At 69.3% G+C, this 16,498-nt stretch carries 16 protein-coding genes; 4 read left to right on the top strand and 12 right to left on the bottom strand.

Translation table 11 applies throughout. The features are described from left to right. Positions 1–18: 18 nt before the first annotated feature. Genes preA through HZB25_05720 form a run of 6 tightly spaced genes read right to left on the bottom strand, consistent with a single transcriptional unit; the run spans position 19 to position 7,917 of the window. The gene (gene preA / locus HZB25_05745; protein MBI5836726.1) at positions 19–1,374 is read right to left on the bottom strand and encodes an NAD-dependent dihydropyrimidine dehydrogenase subunit PreA; all 1,356 of its coding nucleotides are present in this window, start codon (positions 1,372–1,374) and stop codon (positions 19–21) included. Between the two features lie 20 nt (positions 1,375–1,394). Further along, positions 1,395–2,723 (bottom strand): FAD-dependent oxidoreductase, encoded by a 1,329-nt coding sequence (locus HZB25_05740; protein MBI5836725.1) that lies wholly within the window; start codon positions 2,721–2,723, stop codon positions 1,395–1,397. A gap of 2 nt (positions 2,724–2,725) precedes the next feature. Next, positions 2,726–4,063, bottom strand: a complete 1,338-nt coding sequence (locus tag HZB25_05735; GenBank protein MBI5836724.1) for an aspartate aminotransferase family protein — start codon at positions 4,061–4,063, stop codon at positions 2,726–2,728. A 10-nt stretch (positions 4,064–4,073) separates the two neighbouring features. After that, positions 4,074–5,513: a dihydropyrimidinase gene (gene hydA / locus HZB25_05730; GenBank protein MBI5836723.1), complete on the bottom strand. Its 1,440-nt coding sequence runs from the start codon at positions 5,511–5,513 to the stop codon at positions 4,074–4,076. Positions 5,514–5,525: 12 nt separating this feature from the next. Next, the gene (locus tag HZB25_05725; GenBank protein MBI5836722.1) at positions 5,526–6,398 is read right to left on the bottom strand and encodes an acyltransferase; all 873 of its coding nucleotides are present in this window, start codon (positions 6,396–6,398) and stop codon (positions 5,526–5,528) included. Positions 6,399–6,420: 22 nt separating this feature from the next. Continuing rightward, positions 6,421–7,917: a CoA-acylating methylmalonate-semialdehyde dehydrogenase gene (locus tag HZB25_05720; GenBank protein MBI5836721.1), complete on the bottom strand. Its 1,497-nt coding sequence runs from the start codon at positions 7,915–7,917 to the stop codon at positions 6,421–6,423. A 299-nt stretch (positions 7,918–8,216) separates the two neighbouring features. Here HZB25_05720 and HZB25_05715 point away from each other — a divergent pair, with 299 nt between their 5' ends. Both HZB25_05715 and HZB25_05710 read left to right on the top strand, forming a co-directional pair. Then, entirely contained in the window at positions 8,217–9,728 is a 1,512-nt protein-coding gene (locus HZB25_05715) for an NCS1 family nucleobase:cation symporter-1 (GenBank protein MBI5836720.1), read from the top strand. After that, a complete protein-coding gene (locus HZB25_05710; GenBank protein MBI5836719.1) occupies positions 9,729–10,280 on the top strand; it encodes a hypothetical protein in 552 nt (183 codons plus the stop codon). It begins immediately after the preceding gene. 74 nt (positions 10,281–10,354) lie between these two features. On the opposite strand, the gene HZB25_05705 is transcribed toward HZB25_05710, so the two are convergent. The 6 genes from HZB25_05705 to acpS form a co-directional block, all read right to left on the bottom strand. After that, the gene (locus tag HZB25_05705) at positions 10,355–10,660 is read right to left on the bottom strand and encodes a hypothetical protein (protein ID MBI5836718.1); all 306 of its coding nucleotides are present in this window, start codon (positions 10,658–10,660) and stop codon (positions 10,355–10,357) included. A 34-nt stretch (positions 10,661–10,694) separates the two neighbouring features. Next, complete coding sequence (kbl, locus tag HZB25_05700; GenBank protein ID MBI5836717.1) at positions 10,695–11,942, bottom strand: glycine C-acetyltransferase; 1,248 nt, start codon at positions 11,940–11,942, stop codon at positions 10,695–10,697. A gap of 53 nt (positions 11,943–11,995) precedes the next feature. Continuing rightward, positions 11,996–12,253, bottom strand: a complete 258-nt coding sequence (locus tag HZB25_05695; GenBank protein MBI5836716.1) for a hypothetical protein — start codon at positions 12,251–12,253, stop codon at positions 11,996–11,998. Positions 12,254–12,262: 9 nt separating this feature from the next. Beyond that, a complete protein-coding gene (locus tag HZB25_05690) occupies positions 12,263–12,778 on the bottom strand; it encodes an AMP-binding protein (GenBank protein ID MBI5836715.1) in 516 nt (171 codons plus the stop codon). A 65-nt stretch (positions 12,779–12,843) separates the two neighbouring features. Further along, positions 12,844–13,899: an AMP-binding protein gene (locus HZB25_05685; protein ID MBI5836714.1), complete on the bottom strand. Its 1,056-nt coding sequence runs from the start codon at positions 13,897–13,899 to the stop codon at positions 12,844–12,846. A 34-nt stretch (positions 13,900–13,933) separates the two neighbouring features. After that, on the bottom strand, positions 13,934–14,311 hold the full coding sequence (acpS, locus tag HZB25_05680; protein MBI5836713.1) for a holo-ACP synthase: 378 nt from the start codon (positions 14,309–14,311) through the stop codon (positions 13,934–13,936). Positions 14,312–14,720: 409 nt separating this feature from the next. Between acpS and HZB25_05675 the strand changes: the two genes are divergently transcribed. Beyond that, complete coding sequence (locus tag HZB25_05675) at positions 14,721–15,437, top strand: Crp/Fnr family transcriptional regulator (GenBank protein ID MBI5836712.1); 717 nt, start codon at positions 14,721–14,723, stop codon at positions 15,435–15,437. Positions 15,438–15,646: 209 nt separating this feature from the next. Beyond that, on the top strand, positions 15,647–16,372 hold the full coding sequence (locus HZB25_05670) for a hypothetical protein (GenBank protein ID MBI5836711.1): 726 nt from the start codon (positions 15,647–15,649) through the stop codon (positions 16,370–16,372). Positions 16,373–16,498 lie beyond the last annotated feature (126 nt).

Below are 16,498 nucleotides of genomic sequence, written 5' to 3'. Positions count from 1 at the left end.
ACCGGGCTCGGGGGCCGGCTACTTCCCGCCACCGCCCGCGAGGTCCTGAAGCCCTCCGGGGACATGCGCGGTGCCCCGGGCAAGCCGGTCGTTCCACGACTCCACCGGCGCGCCCCCGGTGACGTCCTTCATGGTGATGCAGCCGGGGACGGGACAGACGTGCGCGCACAGGTTGCACCCGATGCACTCGGTCTCGTCCACCCACACCACGTGATTGTTCTTCCGCTTCGCGGCAGCCACGGCAGCCGGGCGCGTGGGCGCGAGGTGGTCGGGCGCCGGGGTCTCGTCGGAGTGGTGGATGCAGCTCACGGCCGAGTCGCGGCAGGCCACCATGCACAGCTTGCAGCCGATGCAGGCTTCCGCGTTCACCTCGGCCACGACCTTGTAGTTGAGGTCCAGGTCGCCCCATTCCCCGAACGCGGGGATGGCCTTGCCGCGCAACTCCGACACCGACTTCATGCCCTTGGAGTCCAGGTAGGTGTTCAGCCCGTCGGCCATGTCCTCGACGATGCGATAGCCGTAGTGCATCACCGCGGTGCACACCTGCACCGAGGTGGCGCCCAGCGCGATGAACTCGGCCGCGTCCCGCCACGTGGCGATGCCGCCGATGCCGGAGATCGGCAGCGTGATGCGCGGGTCCCGCGCCAGCGAAGCCACCATGAACTGCGCGATGGGCTTCACCGCCGGGCCGCAGTAGCCCCCGTCCGTGGAACGACCACCCACCACGGGGGTGGGGACGAAGCGGTCGAGGTCTACGCCCATCAGGCCCTTGAGCGTGTTGATGAGCGAGAGTCCGTGCACGCCGGTGCCCACGGCCGCCACGGCGGGCTCCAGGATGTCGGTCACGTTGGGGGAGAGCTTGATGAGCACCGGCAGGTGCGCGTACTCCAGCGCCCAGCCGGCCACCACCTTCAGCACCTCGGGCTCCGCGCCCACGGCCGAGCCCATGCCGCGCTCGCACATGCCGTGCGGACAGCCGAAGTTGAGCTCGATGCCGTCGCAGCCGGTGTCCTCGGTGCGCCGGATGATGTCGCGCCAGTCGGCCTTGCTCTCCACCATCAGCGAGACCAGCAGGGCCCGGTCGGGGTAGCGCCGTTTCACCTCGCGGATTTCGCGGAAGTTCACGTCCAGCGGCCGGTCGGTGATGAGCTCGATGTTGTTGAACCCCGCCATGCGGACGCCGTCAATCTGGAGGGCGCCAAAGCGGCTGGAGGTGTTGACGATGGGGTTGCCCAGCGTCTTCCACACCACGCCGCCCCAGCCGAGGTCGAAGGCGCGCATCACCTGCTCGCCCGAGTTGGTGGGCGGGGCGGAGGCGAGCCAGAACGGGTTCGGGCTCTTGATGCCCGCGAAGCTGATCGAAAGGTCTGCCATCGTCGCCGTCCTCGCCTTCGCTACCGGTGACCGGCCATGAGCGGCGCGTCGTGCGCCACCGTGACACCCAGTTGCGCGCAGATCGCGCGCGCGGCGCGCTTGCCCTCCTGCACCGCGGTGACCACCAGGTCCCCGCCGTTCACCGCGTCGCCGCCGGCGTACACCTTCGGATTGCCGGTGCGCCCGGTGGCGGCGTCCACGGTCACGCAGCCCCGCTCATTGATCTCGATCCCGGGAAACGCTCCCAGCAGCTCACCCAGGTGGGCCTGGCCGATGGCCACCAGCGCCAGGTCGCAGGCAATCTCGCGGCCGTCCGCGAAGCGCACCGCGGCGAGACCGCCATCCGGCCGGCGCGCGAACTCGGCCGGCACGGCGCGCTCCATGAGCAGCACACCATCCAGGTGCGCCTGGGCCAGCTCGTGGCGGTAGCCGGGCATCACGTCGCGGGTGCGGCGGTAGGCCAGCGTGACGGGGGACACCCCCAGGTGCGCCAGTTCACGGGCAGCGTCAATGGCGGTGTTGCCGCCTCCGATCACCACGGCCCCGCGGAGGGGCGGCAGGGTGTAGCCGGGCTCGGTCTTCAGGCTCTCGATCCACTCGGTGGCGCCCATCACTCCCGGGCCGTCCTCTCCGGGGATGTGGAGCCGGGAATCCGGGCCCAGGCCCACGCCGACGAACACGGCGTCGTGCTCTTTCAACAGCTGCCCGGGGGGGACGTCGCGGCCGATCTCCACCCCGGCGCGGATCTCCACGCCGAGATCGCGGATGAGACCGACCTCCCGCAGCGAGTCCTGAAGGTGCATTTTGTACGGGGCCACGCCGGTGGTGTTGAGCCCGCCCGCGAGCGGGCGTTTCTCGAACACCACGCATTTGAAGCCCTCGAGCGCCAGGTAGCCGGCGCACGCCAGGGACGCCGGGCCCGCGCCCACGCACGCGACCGATTTCCCGTTGGCGGGCTGCCTGCGGAGGAGGCTGGTGGCGGTGCCCTGGTCCAGCGCGATCTGCACCGCGTGGCGCTGCAGGCGGCCGATGGCGATGGGCTCACGGCCCTGGTGGTGGTGCACGCAGGCGCCCGCGCACAGCACCTCCACCGGGCAGACCCGCGCGCACGAGTAGCCAAGCAGGTTGGCGGACAGGATGGTCCGGGCCGACCCGCCCAGGTTGCCGGTGGAGATCTTCCGGATGAAGCCCGGGATGTCGATCCCGGTGGGGCACGCGGCGACGCACGGCGCGTCGTGGCAGTACAGGCAGCGCGCGGCTTCCACAATGGCCTCGGCCGGCCGGTAGTTGGGCCGGTGATCGTGGATCTTGAGCTCGAGCGGGTCCTTTGCCGGGGAGGGGCCCGCCATCGCTACGCGGCCCCCATACCCGCAAGGCTCTTGTCGAGGATTCCCAGGGCCTCGTTGACGTCGTTCTCGCTGGCCACCAGGGGCGGGGAGATGCGCGCCACGTTGCCGTTCAGGCCGCCCTTGCCGATGAGCAGCCCGCGCTTCCTGGTCTCCTCGAACAGTCCCGTGAGGGCCTGGGGGTTGGGCGTGCGGTCGTGTGCGGTCTCGTCCTTCACGAACTCCACCCCCTGCATCAGGCCCATGCCGCGCACGTCACCCAGGATGCGGGGGTACTTGCCTTTCAGCTTCTCCAGGCCCGCGCGCAGCAGCGCGCCGGTCTTCTCCGCGTTCTCCCGCAGCCGTTCCTTCTCGATGGCCTCGATGGTGGCCAAGCCGGCGGCGGCCGAGACGGGGTTGCCCCCGAAGGTGGAGATGGTGAGCGCCTTGAACGAGTCGGCGATGGCCGGGGTGCAGATGGTGGCCGAGAGCGGCATGCCGTTGGCGATGCCCTTGGCCATGGTCATGATCTCGGGCTGCACGCCCCAGTGCTCGATCCCCCACCACTTGCCACCGGTGCGCCCGAGGCCGGTCTGCACCTCGTCACAGATGAACACGCCGCCGTACTTGCGCACGATCCCGACCACGATCTCGAAGTACTCCCGCGGTGGGGTGACGAAGCCGCCGACGCCCTGGATCGGTTCGGCCAGGAGTGCGGCCACCTGGCCCGTGGTGGTGGTGCGGATCAGCTCCTCGACATCCCGGGCGCACTGCACCTTGCACGTGGGGTAGGTGAGGCCCAGCGGGCAGCGATAGCAGTAGGGGGAGAGCGCGTGCTTGATCCCCGGCACCTGCGTGGGCATGGCGCGCCACGGGGCGTGCCCGGTGAGCGACTGGGCCAGCACCGAGCGGCCGGAGTATCCGTGGCGCAGCGCGATGATCTCGCTGCGGCCGGTGAAGACCTGCGCCAGCATCACCGCGGTCTCGTCGGCCTCGGTGCCGCTGGCGGTGAAGAAGCACTTCTTGAGGTCGCCCGGCGTGATGGCGGCCAGCTTCTCGGCCAGCTGCACGATGGGCAGCGTGGGGTAGAGCGTGGAGACGTGCCCCAGGCGGTCCACCTGCGCCTTGATGGCCGCGTTCACGCCCGGGTGGGCGTGACCCACGGAGACCGTGAGAATGCCGCCGAAGAAATCCAGGTACTCGCGCCCGTCCAGGTCCCGAACGCGCATGCCCTTGCCCTCGGACAGCACCACGGGCTCCTGGTAATAGTTCGCCACCGCGGGAAGCAGGTACTCCTTGTGCTTGCTGCGGACGTCGGCGGCGCCGAGCCCGGCATCCAGGTCGGACGTGGATCTTGGGTTCATCGCCGCCTCCTTATCGTGCCTGCGCCCGCTCGGGCGCCCTCGCGGCCCCGGCCATGACCGGGGTCGCCGTCTGGATCTCGCGCTTCAGGAACCGCCCCGCGCCGCGCTGCACGCGGAGGTCACCGTCCTTGAACTGCACCCGGCCGCCGGCCACGACATAGGACGGCTTTCCCTTCACCTTGAATCCCTCGAAGATGTTGCGGTCGCACCCGGAGTGGTGGGTCTTCGCGGAAATGGTGCGCTCGCTGGCCGGGTCCCACACCACCAGGTCGGCGTCGCCGCCCACGCAGATCGAGCCCTTGCGCGGGTACAGCCCGAAGATGCGGGCGGGCGCGGTGCTGATCAGCTCCACCATGCGCTGGAGCGAGATGCGCCCCTCGCACACGCCGTAGGTGTAAAGCAGGGCCAGGCGCTCCTCGATCCCGGTGCCACCGTTGGGGATCAGGGTGAACTTCTCGAGGCCCATGCGCTTCTGCTCGAATGTGAACGGGCAGAAGTCGGTGCCCACGGCGTTCAGGATGCCGTTGCCCAGGTGCGACCACAGCGCGTCCTGGTGGCCCTCCCGGCGGGACCGGATGGGAGGGGACATCACGAACACCGACCCCTCGAAGTTCGGCTTCTCGTACACCGAGTCGTCGAGCAGCAGGTACTGCGGGCAGGTCTCGCCGTAGCAGTGCTGGCCTTCGGCCTTGGCCCGCGCCAGCGCCTGGATGGACTCCCGGCAGGTCATGTGAACGATGTAGGCGGTGGCGCCGTTGAGGCGCGCCATCATCAGGGCGCGGCCGGTGGCTTCGCCCTCCACCGCGCTGGGCCGGGACACCGCGTGGTACTTCGGTTCGGTCTTGCCCGCAGCCACCAGTTCCGCCTGGAGATTCGCCACCGCGTCGCCGTTCTCGGCGTGCACCGTGACCACCGCGCCCAGCCTGGCCGCGTGCTTCATCACCTGCCACAGCTCGCCGTCGTCGAGCATGAAGGCGCCCTTGTAGGCCATGAACACCTTGAACGAGGTGATGCCCTTCTCCTGCACCACGATGCGCATCTCCTCGGCGGTCTTGTCGCTCCAGCCGGGGATGGACATGTGGTAGGTGTAGTCGGCCACGGCGATCTTCGACTTGGCCTCCCACTCCCGGAGCCCTTCGAGCAGCGAGCCGCCGCGCGCCGGGATCACGAAGTCCACCACCGTGGTGGTGCCGCCGGCCAGGGCGCAGGCGGTGCCGGCCTCGTAATCGTCCGCGGAGACCGTGCCCATGAAGGGCAGTGCCAGGTGCACGTGTGGGTCCACCGCGCCGGGAAGGACGTACTGGCCCGAGGCGTCAATCACCTCGTCTTTCGCGCCGCGCTTTTCGAGGTCCCGTCCCAGGGCCACCACCTGGCCGCCGTCGCAGTACACGTCGGCCACGGTCTGCTCGCTGGCGGTCACCAGCGTGCCGTTCTTGATCAGGATGCCCATGCGAGGTCTCTCCTACGGCGCCTGCCGCACCATGGCTTCATACGACTCAGGCCGCCGGTCGCGATAGAACTGCCACACCCGGCGCACCTCCTCGATCAGGTCGAGGTCCATCTCGGCCACCACCAGCTCGTCCTGGTCCTCGCTGGCCTGCGCCAGGAAGCTCCCGCGCGGGTCCACGAAGTAGGACGAGCCGTAGAAGCGGCCCACGTTCCACGGAGCCTCGGTGCCGACGCGGTTGATGCAACCCATGAAGTACCCGTTGGCCACCGCGTGCGCCGGCTGCTCCAGCTTCCACAGGTGCTGCGAGAGCCCGGCCACCGTGGCGCTGGGATTGAACACCAGCTCGGCCCCGTTCAGTCCCAGGATGCGGGCTCCCTCGGGGAAGTGGCGGTCGTAGCAGATGTACACGCCCACCTTCGCGTAGCGCGTCTGGAACACCGGGTAGCCCAGGTTTCCGGGCTTGAAGAAGTACTTCTCCCAGAAGCCCGACGTCTGCGGAATGTGGTTCTTGCGGTACTTGCCCAGGTAGGAGCCGTCGGCGTCGTACACGGCGGCCGTGTTGTAGTACACGCCGGCCTGCTCGCGCTCGTACACCGGCACGACCACGGCCATCGAGTGCTTCTTCGCCACCGCCGCGACCGCCTCGGTGGTGGGGCCGGGCACCGGCTCGGCCGCGGCGTACCAGCGCGCGTCCTGGCCGGGGCAGAAATACGGGCCGTTGAAGATCTCCTGCAGGCACAGGACCTGCACGCCCTTGCGACCGGCCTCCTCGACCAGCTTCAGGTGTTTGTCCAGGGCCGCCCGCTGGATCTTCTCCACGGGCTGCGACTCGTCATTGACCGGGTTGCTGCACTGGATCAGACCGCCGACGATCTTGCGGGGCATGGATCACTCCCTCGATGGCCAGCTACCACCTGCTGATGACCACCTTCTTGTCGGTGAAGAAGTCCACGCACTCGCGGCCGTGGGCCTTGACGTCGCCGAAGAACGAGGCCTTGGTTCCGCCGAACGGGAAGAACGCCATCGGCGCGGCCACGCCGATGTTGATGCCCAGCATCGAGGGCGCCACCCGGTAACGGAACTCACGCGCCCACTTGCCGCTGGTGGTGAAGATGCTGGAGGCGTTGCCCTGCGGATGGCCGTTGACCACCGCGCAGGCTTCGTCGAAGTCCTTCGCCCGCATGAGGCACAGCACCGGCCCGAAGATCTCCTCGCGCGCGATCACCATGTCCGGGGTCACTTCGTCGAAGATGCACGGGCCCAGCCAGTAGCCGTCGGGGTGCTTGGGGTGGCGGAAACCCCGGCCGTCCAGGATGAGCTTGGCGCCCTCCTTGAGGCCGGTCTCGATGTAGCCCAGGATCTTGTCGCGGTGCTGGGCCGAGATGACCGGCCCCATGGTCACGCCCGGCTCCATGCCGTCGCCCACCTTGATGGCGCGCGCCCGCGCCAGCAGACCCTCGCGCACCGTCGGGTAGCAGTCGCCCACCGCGATCACCGCGCTGTTGGCGAGGCAGCGCTCGCCGGCGCAACCGAAGGCCGAGTCAATGGAGACCTCGCAGGCCTTCCCCAGGTCGGCATCCGGCATCACCAGCACGAAGTTCTTCGCCCCGCCCAGCGCCTGGGCGCGCTTGCCCTTCTCGGCGGCGCGCATGTAGATGTGGTGCGCCACCGGCGTGGAGCCCACGAAGGAGTAGCCGCAAACGCCGGGGTGATCGAGCAGCGCGTCCACCACTTCCCGGGCGCCGTTGACCAGGTTGACCACGCCGGGGGGGAGGCCCACGGCGTGCAGCATCTCGAAGACCACCTGCTGGGAGAGCGGCACGCGCTCGCTGGGCTTGACCACGAAGGTGTTCCCCAGGGCGATGGCGTGCGGCAGGAACCACAGCGGCACCATGGCCGGGAAATTGAACGGCGTGATCGCGGCGAACACGCCCATCGGCTGGCGGATGGACTCGCAGTCTATGCCGCTGGCGATGTCCTCGAGGGCCGCACCCTGCATGGTCATCGGGATGGCGCAGCCGATCTCCACGTTCTCGATGGCGCGGCGCACGCTGCTGCGCGACTCGTCCAGCGTCTTGCCGTGCTCCAGGGTGACCACGCGGGCCAGGTCCTCGAAGCGCTCTTCCATGACGTGCTTGAGCTTGAACAGGTACCGCGCACGCTGCACCGGGGGGGTGGCGCGCCACGCCGGGAAGGCGGCCTGCGCGGCGCGCACGGCGCGTTCCACGTCGGAGGCGCCGCCCAGGGGCGTGCGGGCAATCACCTCGGCGGTGGCCGGGTTGTGCACCTCGCCCCAGCGGGTCGCGTTGGAGTCCACCCACTGGCCGCCGACGTAGTCCCGCGCGGTGCGCACGGCTGCCGCGGTGGCGGCGCCGGTGGCCGCCTGGTCCTTCGGGGTACTCATGGTTGAGCCGCCTTCGTTCGGAGGTGGATCCGGCGAGTCGGGGCTCACGGGCCACGAGTCTCCCGGCAGCCTGGGCGCGACCGGCAGGGGCCCGATGAGCCCGTGGGATCGCGCGCCAGGCACATTCGCCTGGGTGGCAGGCGCGTGGGTCGGCCTGCCGGCTCGGTCAACCGGTAGGATAGCGCATACGCGGCAAAACAGGCTAGGATGCTCCATCCGGCGGGGGAGACGCCCTCCGGTGGCCCGGTACACCCAGGGCCGTCCCATGGTGCATGAACCCTTGCCCGGGAGGTCATCCCATGCCGTCCACCGCGGACGCGGAAGTCATCCGCCACCCCGACGGTCGCGTCGAGCTGCGCGATCCGGCGGCGCTCGACTCCGGCCCGCTCTACAACCGGGACCTCGCGCCGGTGCCGGTGGCCCGGCGGGACTGGACCACCTACAACTTCGCCGCGCTGTGGATCAGCATGGCGCACTGCATCCCCACCTACATGCTGGCCTCGAGCCTGATCAGCGTGGGAATGAACTGGTGGCAGGCGCTGGTGACGATTCTGCTGGGCAACACCATCGTGCTCGGCCCGATCCTGCTCAACTCCCACGCCGGCACCAAGTACGGCATTCCCTTCCCCGTGTTCGCCCGCGCCAGCTACGGCACGTTTGGATCCAACCTCCCGGCCCTGATGCGCGCCATCGTGGCGTGCGGCTGGTTCGGCATCCAGGCCTGGATCGGCGGCGAGGCGCTGCACACCCTGTTCCGGGCGCTCATCCCGGGCTGGGCCACCCTGCTGGGCGGGCCGGTGATGGGTCACGCGCCCACCGAGTGGATTTCGTTCCTGCTGTTCTGGTGTCTCAACATCTACATCATTTACCGGGGCATGAACCTGCTCCGGAAGGTGGAGAACTGGGCCGCCCCATTCGTGCTGGTGATGACCGCGCTGCTGCTGGCGTGGGCGGTCTGGCGGGCGCACGGGCTGGGCTACCTGCTGCACTGGCCCACCCGGCTCCGGACCTGGGCCGAGTTCATGCCCGTGTTCATCCCTTCGCTGACCGGGATGATCGGTTACTGGGCCACGCTGTCGCTCAACATGCCGGACTTCACCCGCTTCGGGCGGAGCCAGCGTCAGCAGGCCATCGGGCAGACCGTGGCGCTACCCACCACCATGACCGTCTTCGCGGCGATGGGGGTGATGATCACCTCGGCCGCGGTGATCATCTACCCGCACATGAAGGCCGACGACCTGTGGGACCCCATGAAGCTGGTGGGACAATTCAGCCAGGTATGGATCGTGGCGGTGTCCATGTTCACCGTGGTGGTGGCCACGCTGGCGGTGAATATCGCGGCCAACGTGGTCTCGCCGGCCAACGACTTCGCCAACGCGTTCCCGCGCTGGATCTCGTTCCGCACCGGCGGGCTGATCACCGGGATCATCGGCGTGCTGATGCAGCCCTGGCGGCTGCTGGCGGATCCATCCGGGTACATCTTCCAGTGGCTGGTCGGATACTCCGGCGGACTGGGCTCGATCGCCGGCGTGCCGATCACCGACTACTGGCTGGTGCGCAATCGGCGGCTGGTCCTGGGAGACCTGTATCGCACCCGCGGCGCCTACACCTACACGGCGGGCTGGAACTGGCGCGCGGTGCTGGCGACGCTCGTGGGCTGCACCCTGGCCTGGATCGGCCTGGTGGTGCCGGCGCTGCGGCCGCTGTACGACTACGCGTGGTTCGTGGGGTTCGGGGCGGCGGCGGGAATCTACTTCGTGGCGATGAGGATGTTCCCGTCGGGAGCGGCGGGAGTGGAACAGGAGGTCTAGATGCGCCGGACCATGTTCCTTGTCACCCTTGCACTGCTGCTCGCACCCACGCTCGCATGGTCCCAGGGGCCACGCGTGCTCGCACCCGGTGACCGGATCCGGATCACCGAGCTGGGAACGACCGGCAGCGAGCCCCGTACCGGGACGGTCACGACGGCCGGCACGGACAGTATCGTCCTGAAGCTCGACGGCGTCGGAGAGATGATGCCGTTCACCTGGAATAGAGTAGCCAGCATCGAGGCGAGCCACGGGCGGCAGCGGCATACCCTCACGGGCGCCGTGATCGGACTCTTCGTCGGTGCCCTCAGCGGCGCGGTCCTGGGTGTCACCCAATGCGGGGTCAGTTGCACCGGGGAGGAGATCGGCAACAAGGCGATTGCCCCGCTGATCGGCGCGGGAATCGTGGGCATCGCCGGGATGGGCGTCGGGGCGGCGATCGGGGCCATCTACACCACCGAGAGGTGGGAAACGGTACCCGCGAGTGAGTGGCACGCCAGCGGCCGGCCGGACGGCACGCGTGGCATCGGCCTTCGCTTTTCAGTGGGCTTCTGAGAGGGCGCTTCTCTACCGGGTTCATCCCGCCGGCAGCAACCGGGCTGCCACCGCATCGGGCCGGGGGCGCACCCCTAGGTGCACCCCTCGGTGACGTCCATCCTCGTCAGGTCGAACACGTTTCGGTAGGCTTCGGCCCGCGTGGCCCCGCACGCCTCCTCGAAGTCGTGTTTCCGCCGCGCCTCCACGTGCCACGTCAGGGAGCACTGCACGTCCCAGCCCTCGATTTCCAGCTTGATGGCGGTCTCGCGCCAGTCGGCCCGGCTGCCGTAGTGCAGCTCCAGCAGCGAGGCGAAAGCGCTGCGAAGGTGCTCCAGCTCATCCGTCGGGACGGCGATCTTCCCGGGAATGCTCAGTTCGATGACGTTCTCGGGGGCCATGGCGGCCCTCCTCTCCGCGCCCGCGCGCCGCCCCTCACAGGGCGTACAGTTCCACGATCTCCTTGCGGCCCTTGCCCAGGATCCCGTACTTGGCGCCCACCTTCTTGAAGGCCTCGATGCCCCGGGCCAGGTGGTGCTTCTCGTGCGCCGCGGAGAGCTGGGTGCGGATGCGCGCCTGGCCCTTGGCCACGACGGGGAAGAAGAAGCCCACCACGTAGATCCCCTCCTCGAACAGGTCCCGGGCCATGTCCTGGGCGAGCCTGGCGTTGTACAGCATCACCGGCACGATGGGACTCTCGCCGGCCTTGATGTCGAAGCCCGCCTGCGTGAGCAGGTCGCGCCAGTAGCGGGTGTTCTCCTCCAGCTTGTCGCGCCGCTCGGTGGTCTTCGACACCAGCTCCAGGACCTTGAGCGCGCCCGAGACGATCACCGGGGCCACGGAGTTGGAGAACAGGTACGGCCGGGCCCGCTGCCGGCACATCTCCACCAGCTCCGCCCGCCCGCTGACGCAGCCGCCCGAGGCCCCGCCCAGCGCCTTGCCCAGCGTGGTGGTGATCAGGTCGATTCGGCCCAGCACACCGCAGTGTTCGTGCGTGCCCCGCCCGGTGCGCCCGATGAAGCCGGAAGCGTGCGAGTCATCCACCAGCACCATGGCGCCGTGTTCCTCGGCGAGGGCCACGATCGCGTCCAGCCGGGCGAGATCGCCGTCCATGGAGAACACCCCGTCGGTGACGATCAGGCGGCGGCGCTTGTCCCGGTGCTCGACCAGCTTCTCCTCCAGGTGGGCCATGTCGGAGTGCTTGTAGGTGTCCTGCTGCGCCTTGCACAGGCGGATGCCGTCCACCAGGGAGGCATGCACCAGCCGGTCCGCGATGATCACGTCCGGTTCGCCCAGCACCGCCTCGAACACGCCGCCGTTGGCGTCCATGCACGAGGGGAACAGCAACGTGTCCTCGGTGCCGAGGAACTCCGTGAGCCGGCGTTCCAGCTCGCGGTGGATGTCCTGGGTGCCGCAGATGAAGCGCACCGAGGACAGGCCGTAGCCGCGGCGGTCCAGGCCCTCGTGCGCGGCCTTGACCACCTCCGGCTGGCTGGAGAGGCCCAGGTAGTTGTTGGCGCACAGATTGATCACCCGGCGGGGAGCGCGCCCCGCGGGGAACTCGACCTCGATCTCGCCGGCCTGGGCGGAGTGAATGACCCGCTCCTCCTTGAACAGGCCTGCCTCGCGGATGCCGGCCAGCTCCTGCCGGTACGCGTCCCGTGTGGTGTTGCTGTATGCCATGGCGATTTCCTCGCGTTCATGCCGGGCGGGGGCCAGGGCCCGCGCCCCGGCGGCTAGACGGTGGCCTTCCGGAAGCGTCCCACCAGGGCCGCGATGCTGGTCACGGTGTCGAAGGCGTCCGGGGTCGCCTCGGCGTCGGGAATCTGCACCTGGTATTTCCGCTCCAGGAAACGCTTGAGTGAGACCATCGAGAAGGAGTCCACGATCCCGCCGCTGATCAGCGGGGTGTTCACGTCCACCTCCCGGTCGTCGCCGTCCTCCAGGTACTCCTTCTTCACGTAGTCCAGGATGGTCCGCTGGGTCTCGTCCATCGCTTCCTCCTAGTCCTCCATCAGGGTGGACAAGTCGCCCACCGGTTCATTCCATTCCTTCGCCCGGAGCACGCGGCGCACGATCTTGCCGCTGCGCGTCTTGGGCAGCCCGTCCGTGAACTCGATCTCCTGCGGCATGGCGATCGAGGACAGGCGCTTGCGGATGAAGTTCATGATCTCCAGCTCGAGGTCCGGCCCGGGCTCGTGCCCCGGCTTGAGCACCACGAAGGCCTTCACCACCTCCATGTTCACCGGGTCGGGCTTGGAAACCGCCGCGGATTCGGCCACGGCGGGGTGCTCCAGCAGCGCCGACTCGATCTCGAAGGGGCCCACCAGGTGCCCGCCGGTGTTGATGACGTCGTCGTCGCGGCCCACGAACCAGTAGTAGCCGTCGGCGTCAATGCTGGCGCGGTCTCCGCAGAGGTACCAGCCCCCGTGGAACTTGGCGTCGTAGGCGGACGCGTTGTTCCAGTAGGAGCGCATCATGGAGGGCCAGCCCGGGCGCAGTGCGATGAGGCCGGCCACGCCGGGGCGATGGAGCCCGGGCGCACCGGCATGCCCGGGACGTTGATGATCACGATGCAGCCGGTCTAGGTCAGCCAGCAGGTGTCGAGGAAGGGGATGCCAAACGTCTCCCTCGACCAGATCACGGCCTCGGCGTTCAGGGGCTCGCCCACGCTGGCCAGGTGCCGCAGGCTGGAGAGGTCGAAGCGGCGGGGCAGCTCCTTGCCCTCCTTCATCAGCAGACGGATGGCGGTGGGGGCGGAGTACCACACCGTGACCTTGTGCCGGGCCAGGAAGTCGTACCAGCGCCCGGCCTGGAACCCGGAGTCCAGCACCACCTGGGTCACGCCGTTGGCCCAGGGGCCGATGATCCCGTAGGAAGTCCCGGTCACCCAGCCGGGATCGGCGTTGCACCAGTAGACGTCGCCCTCGCGCAGGTCCAGCACCCATTTCGCGGTGAGGTACTGGGAGATCACCGAGCCGTGCACGTGCTGTGCGCCCTTGGGCTGACCGGTGGTCCCCGACGTGTAGTGCAGCAGCGAGGGTGATTCCGAGGTGGTGGGATGGACCGGGAAGTCCTGGCACCGGGGCATGCGGTCGAGCGTGAGCCCCAGCTCGCCCGGCTGCAGCGGCGCGTCCCCGGCGTCCACCACGATCACGTGGCGCAGTTCGGGCAGCGCGGAGCGCACCTTGCGGACCTTGGCCAGGTGGCGGCGCTGCGTGAACACCGCGCAGGCGCCCGCGTCCTTGAGGCGCGTGAACAGCGACTCGTCCCCGAAGGCGGAGAAGAGCGGCTGGACCACCGCGCCCAGCTTGAGGATGCCGAGGAATGCGAAGTACAGCTCGGGGACGCGGTCCAGGAACAGGCACACACGTTCGCCCGGCCGCACGCCGAGGGTCTTGAGGTAGTCCGCCAGCGTGTTGCTCAGAACGCGCAGGTCGTCGAACGAGTAGGTGCGCCCGTTGCCCTGCGAGCCCTCCCACACCAGCGCCCGGCGGGCGCCGTGGCCCATGCGGCAGATCCGGTCGCTGCACATCCAGCCGATGTTGATCGGGTTCCCGGCGCGGTGCCCGAGCTCCCGCTCGGCCACCGACCATTCGAATCCCCGCAGGCGCTCCTCGTACGTGATGGTCTGGGTCATCCGCCGCCCCCCTGGTTCCGGTTCCACTCCGCCGTCAGGACTCCAGCACCACCCCCGCCGCGGACATCCGGCTCGACAACGCGAGGCTCAACGCGATCCTGCGAACACCGCGCCCCGCGGCGAGGTCCCTGGCCCTGCCGTGCAGCACCACCTGGCCCTGGCCCCGGTCCGCGACACGCACCTCCACCTCGCGAAACGAAGCGATGTCGCGGGCGCCGCAGGCCAGCGCCTTGAGAACTGCCTCCTTGGCGGCAAAGCGCGCCGCGAAATGCCTCGCGGGGTGGCGCCGCCGCGCGCAGTCGGCGATTTCAGAGGCAAGAAAGATGCTGGGCAGGAAATCGTCCGCGCCGCGCTGAAGCTCGCGCTCCACGCGGTCCACCTCGAGCAGGTCAATGCCGATGCCGACGATCATGGGTCCGCCGTCAGCGGCCGGAGGCGGGCAGGTGATTGTGAGGGAGTCTGGGTATGCCCGGTCCCCGGCGTCGAAACGCCAATATTGACCGCACCGCCTCCAACAGGAGGGGTGCGCACCGGGGTACCGGCCGACGGGAGCCTGCCCCGGGACCGGGCCGGGAGGCCGGGCGGGGCGGTGGCAGCGAGGCCGTCTGGCAACAATGGTGGGGGGGATGCGCGGGGGAGTCAAGGGGATCTGGCGTGGCTCTGGTGTGGAAGGGCCGGGGCAGGGTTGCAGCGGCGTGCCGGTGGCGGGGCGGTGGATTGCTGCGCCCCCCGCGAGAGTGTAGAATTAACGCGCCGACGTGCCGCGCGGGAGCAGCTTCCCGCGCGCGGCGCCCCCGCACGGCCCATATCGCGCGAGGACCATGAAGAAATCTCCCGCCAGGCCCTGCAGTCTCTGCGGCACCCGCAAGGGCGGCTGCCTGACCGCCCTGAGCACCAGCGCCTTCGAACGCCTCGAGGGCGACGTCGCGACCCATCTGTTCCGGCGCGGGGACGTGCTGTTCCACGCGGGCACACCGGCGCACTCGCTGTACGTGCTCCGCTCCGGGCAGGCGAAGGTGTATCTCACCGGCAGCGACGGCGAGGAGCGCGTGGTGCGCCTGCTCGGCCCGGGGGAGATGCTGGGCTACCGCCCGCTGTGCGCGGGGGAGACCTACGGAGCCAGTGCCTCCGCGGTGACCGACGCCGAGGTGTGCATCATTCCGTGGCCCGTCCTGCGCGAGACGCTGCGCCAGGAGCCGGAACTGGCGCTGGAGCTGCTGGCCAAGCTGGCCCGCGAACTGCGCATCTCCGAGGAACTGATGATGGACCTGGTGTGCCGCCCGGTACGCCAGCGAGCCGCCCGGCTGCTGCTGGGCCTGCTGCACACCCGCCAGGATGCCCCGGAGCCGGCGACCATCCTCGCCGCCGAGCTCAAGCGCAAGGACATGGCGCGCATGATCGGCACCACTCCGGAGACTTTTTCGCGCGTGCTGCGCGCGTTCGCCCTCCGGGGGATCGTGGGCCTGGCCCGCGACCGCATCACCGTCCGCAACCGGGCCCTGCTGCGGCGCGCGGCCGGCGAGGCCGACCCGGCCTGACTTGACCACGGTCAAGTTGGTGATTGACCCTTATCATCGCGGCTCGCCGCCAGTTTCCCCACAATCCTGGGTAGCCGGGCTCACTGCCGCGGCTCCGGGCTGCCCCCGCGCCGGGAACGATGCTGCGCGGCCCAGCCCCCGGGACACTTCGCCGGGGGCGGCCGCCAACTTGTGGATCCACCAACGGTTCCCACATGAGGAGAGGCACCATGATGCGCATTGCTACCCGCGTCCTGCTGGCGGCCGTCGCCGTCACCCTCGTCGCCGGCGTCGCGCTCGCCGGGGCTCCCCTTTCCGGCAACTACAAGACCAATGACATCGGCGGCCCCATCAGCGTGGGCCGCTACACCGAGGGCTGGGCCGCCGGCGGCGGCGCGCTGCTGGCCGGCACCACCATGATGGCCGAGTCCTGGAACGGCGTGAGCCTGGGGACGGAGTGGCGCTACACCTGCGGCCGCGAGCTCACCCCCGGCGTGCTGATTTTCGACGCGGTGGACGGCAACGGGAACGGCAACCGCACCTACATGAAGACCTTCACCGGCGGCATGATCTGGCTGAGCGGCAGTGGCCCGTGGGGCAACGGCGACCCGTTCTACTCCGGCCCGATTGACAGCTACAGGGAATTCGAAACGGTGCAGTACTCGTCCGGCCAGCCGGTGGCGGCGGTGACCAACGTGCAGGCCATCGCGCACTTCATCGGCTACCCGTCCGAGTGCGTGGCCTTCACGGTGGCCAACGGCCTGTTGATCGGAAGCACCGCGTTCGGCATGACCAAACCCGCCGACTATCCCGGCTTCCTGGACGGCACCACCTGCAACCCGACGATGACCAACGGCGCGTGGTGGAACATGATGACCATGACGCTGTCCATCAACAACTGTGCGACGCCGGTGAAGGCGGGCAGCTGGGGCGCGCTGAAGCGCATCTACAGGTAGGCCGGCGGATCGAGGCGCGTTTTTCGGCGGGGAGCCCAACGGCTCCCCGCCTTGCTATTCCGCTTCGAGCGCGCTCGGAGCCTCCGCCTTGACAGTGCCGTCGGGAGACCTCACGCTCCTTGCCGA

Source organism: Candidatus Eisenbacteria bacterium, assembly GCA_016235265.1.
GTDB lineage: Bacteria > Eisenbacteria > RBG-16-71-46 > RBG-16-71-46 > JACRLI01 > JACRLI01.
The sequence above is the reverse complement of the archived record's forward strand: the minus strand, read 5'-3'. Positions and strand labels throughout refer to the sequence as shown.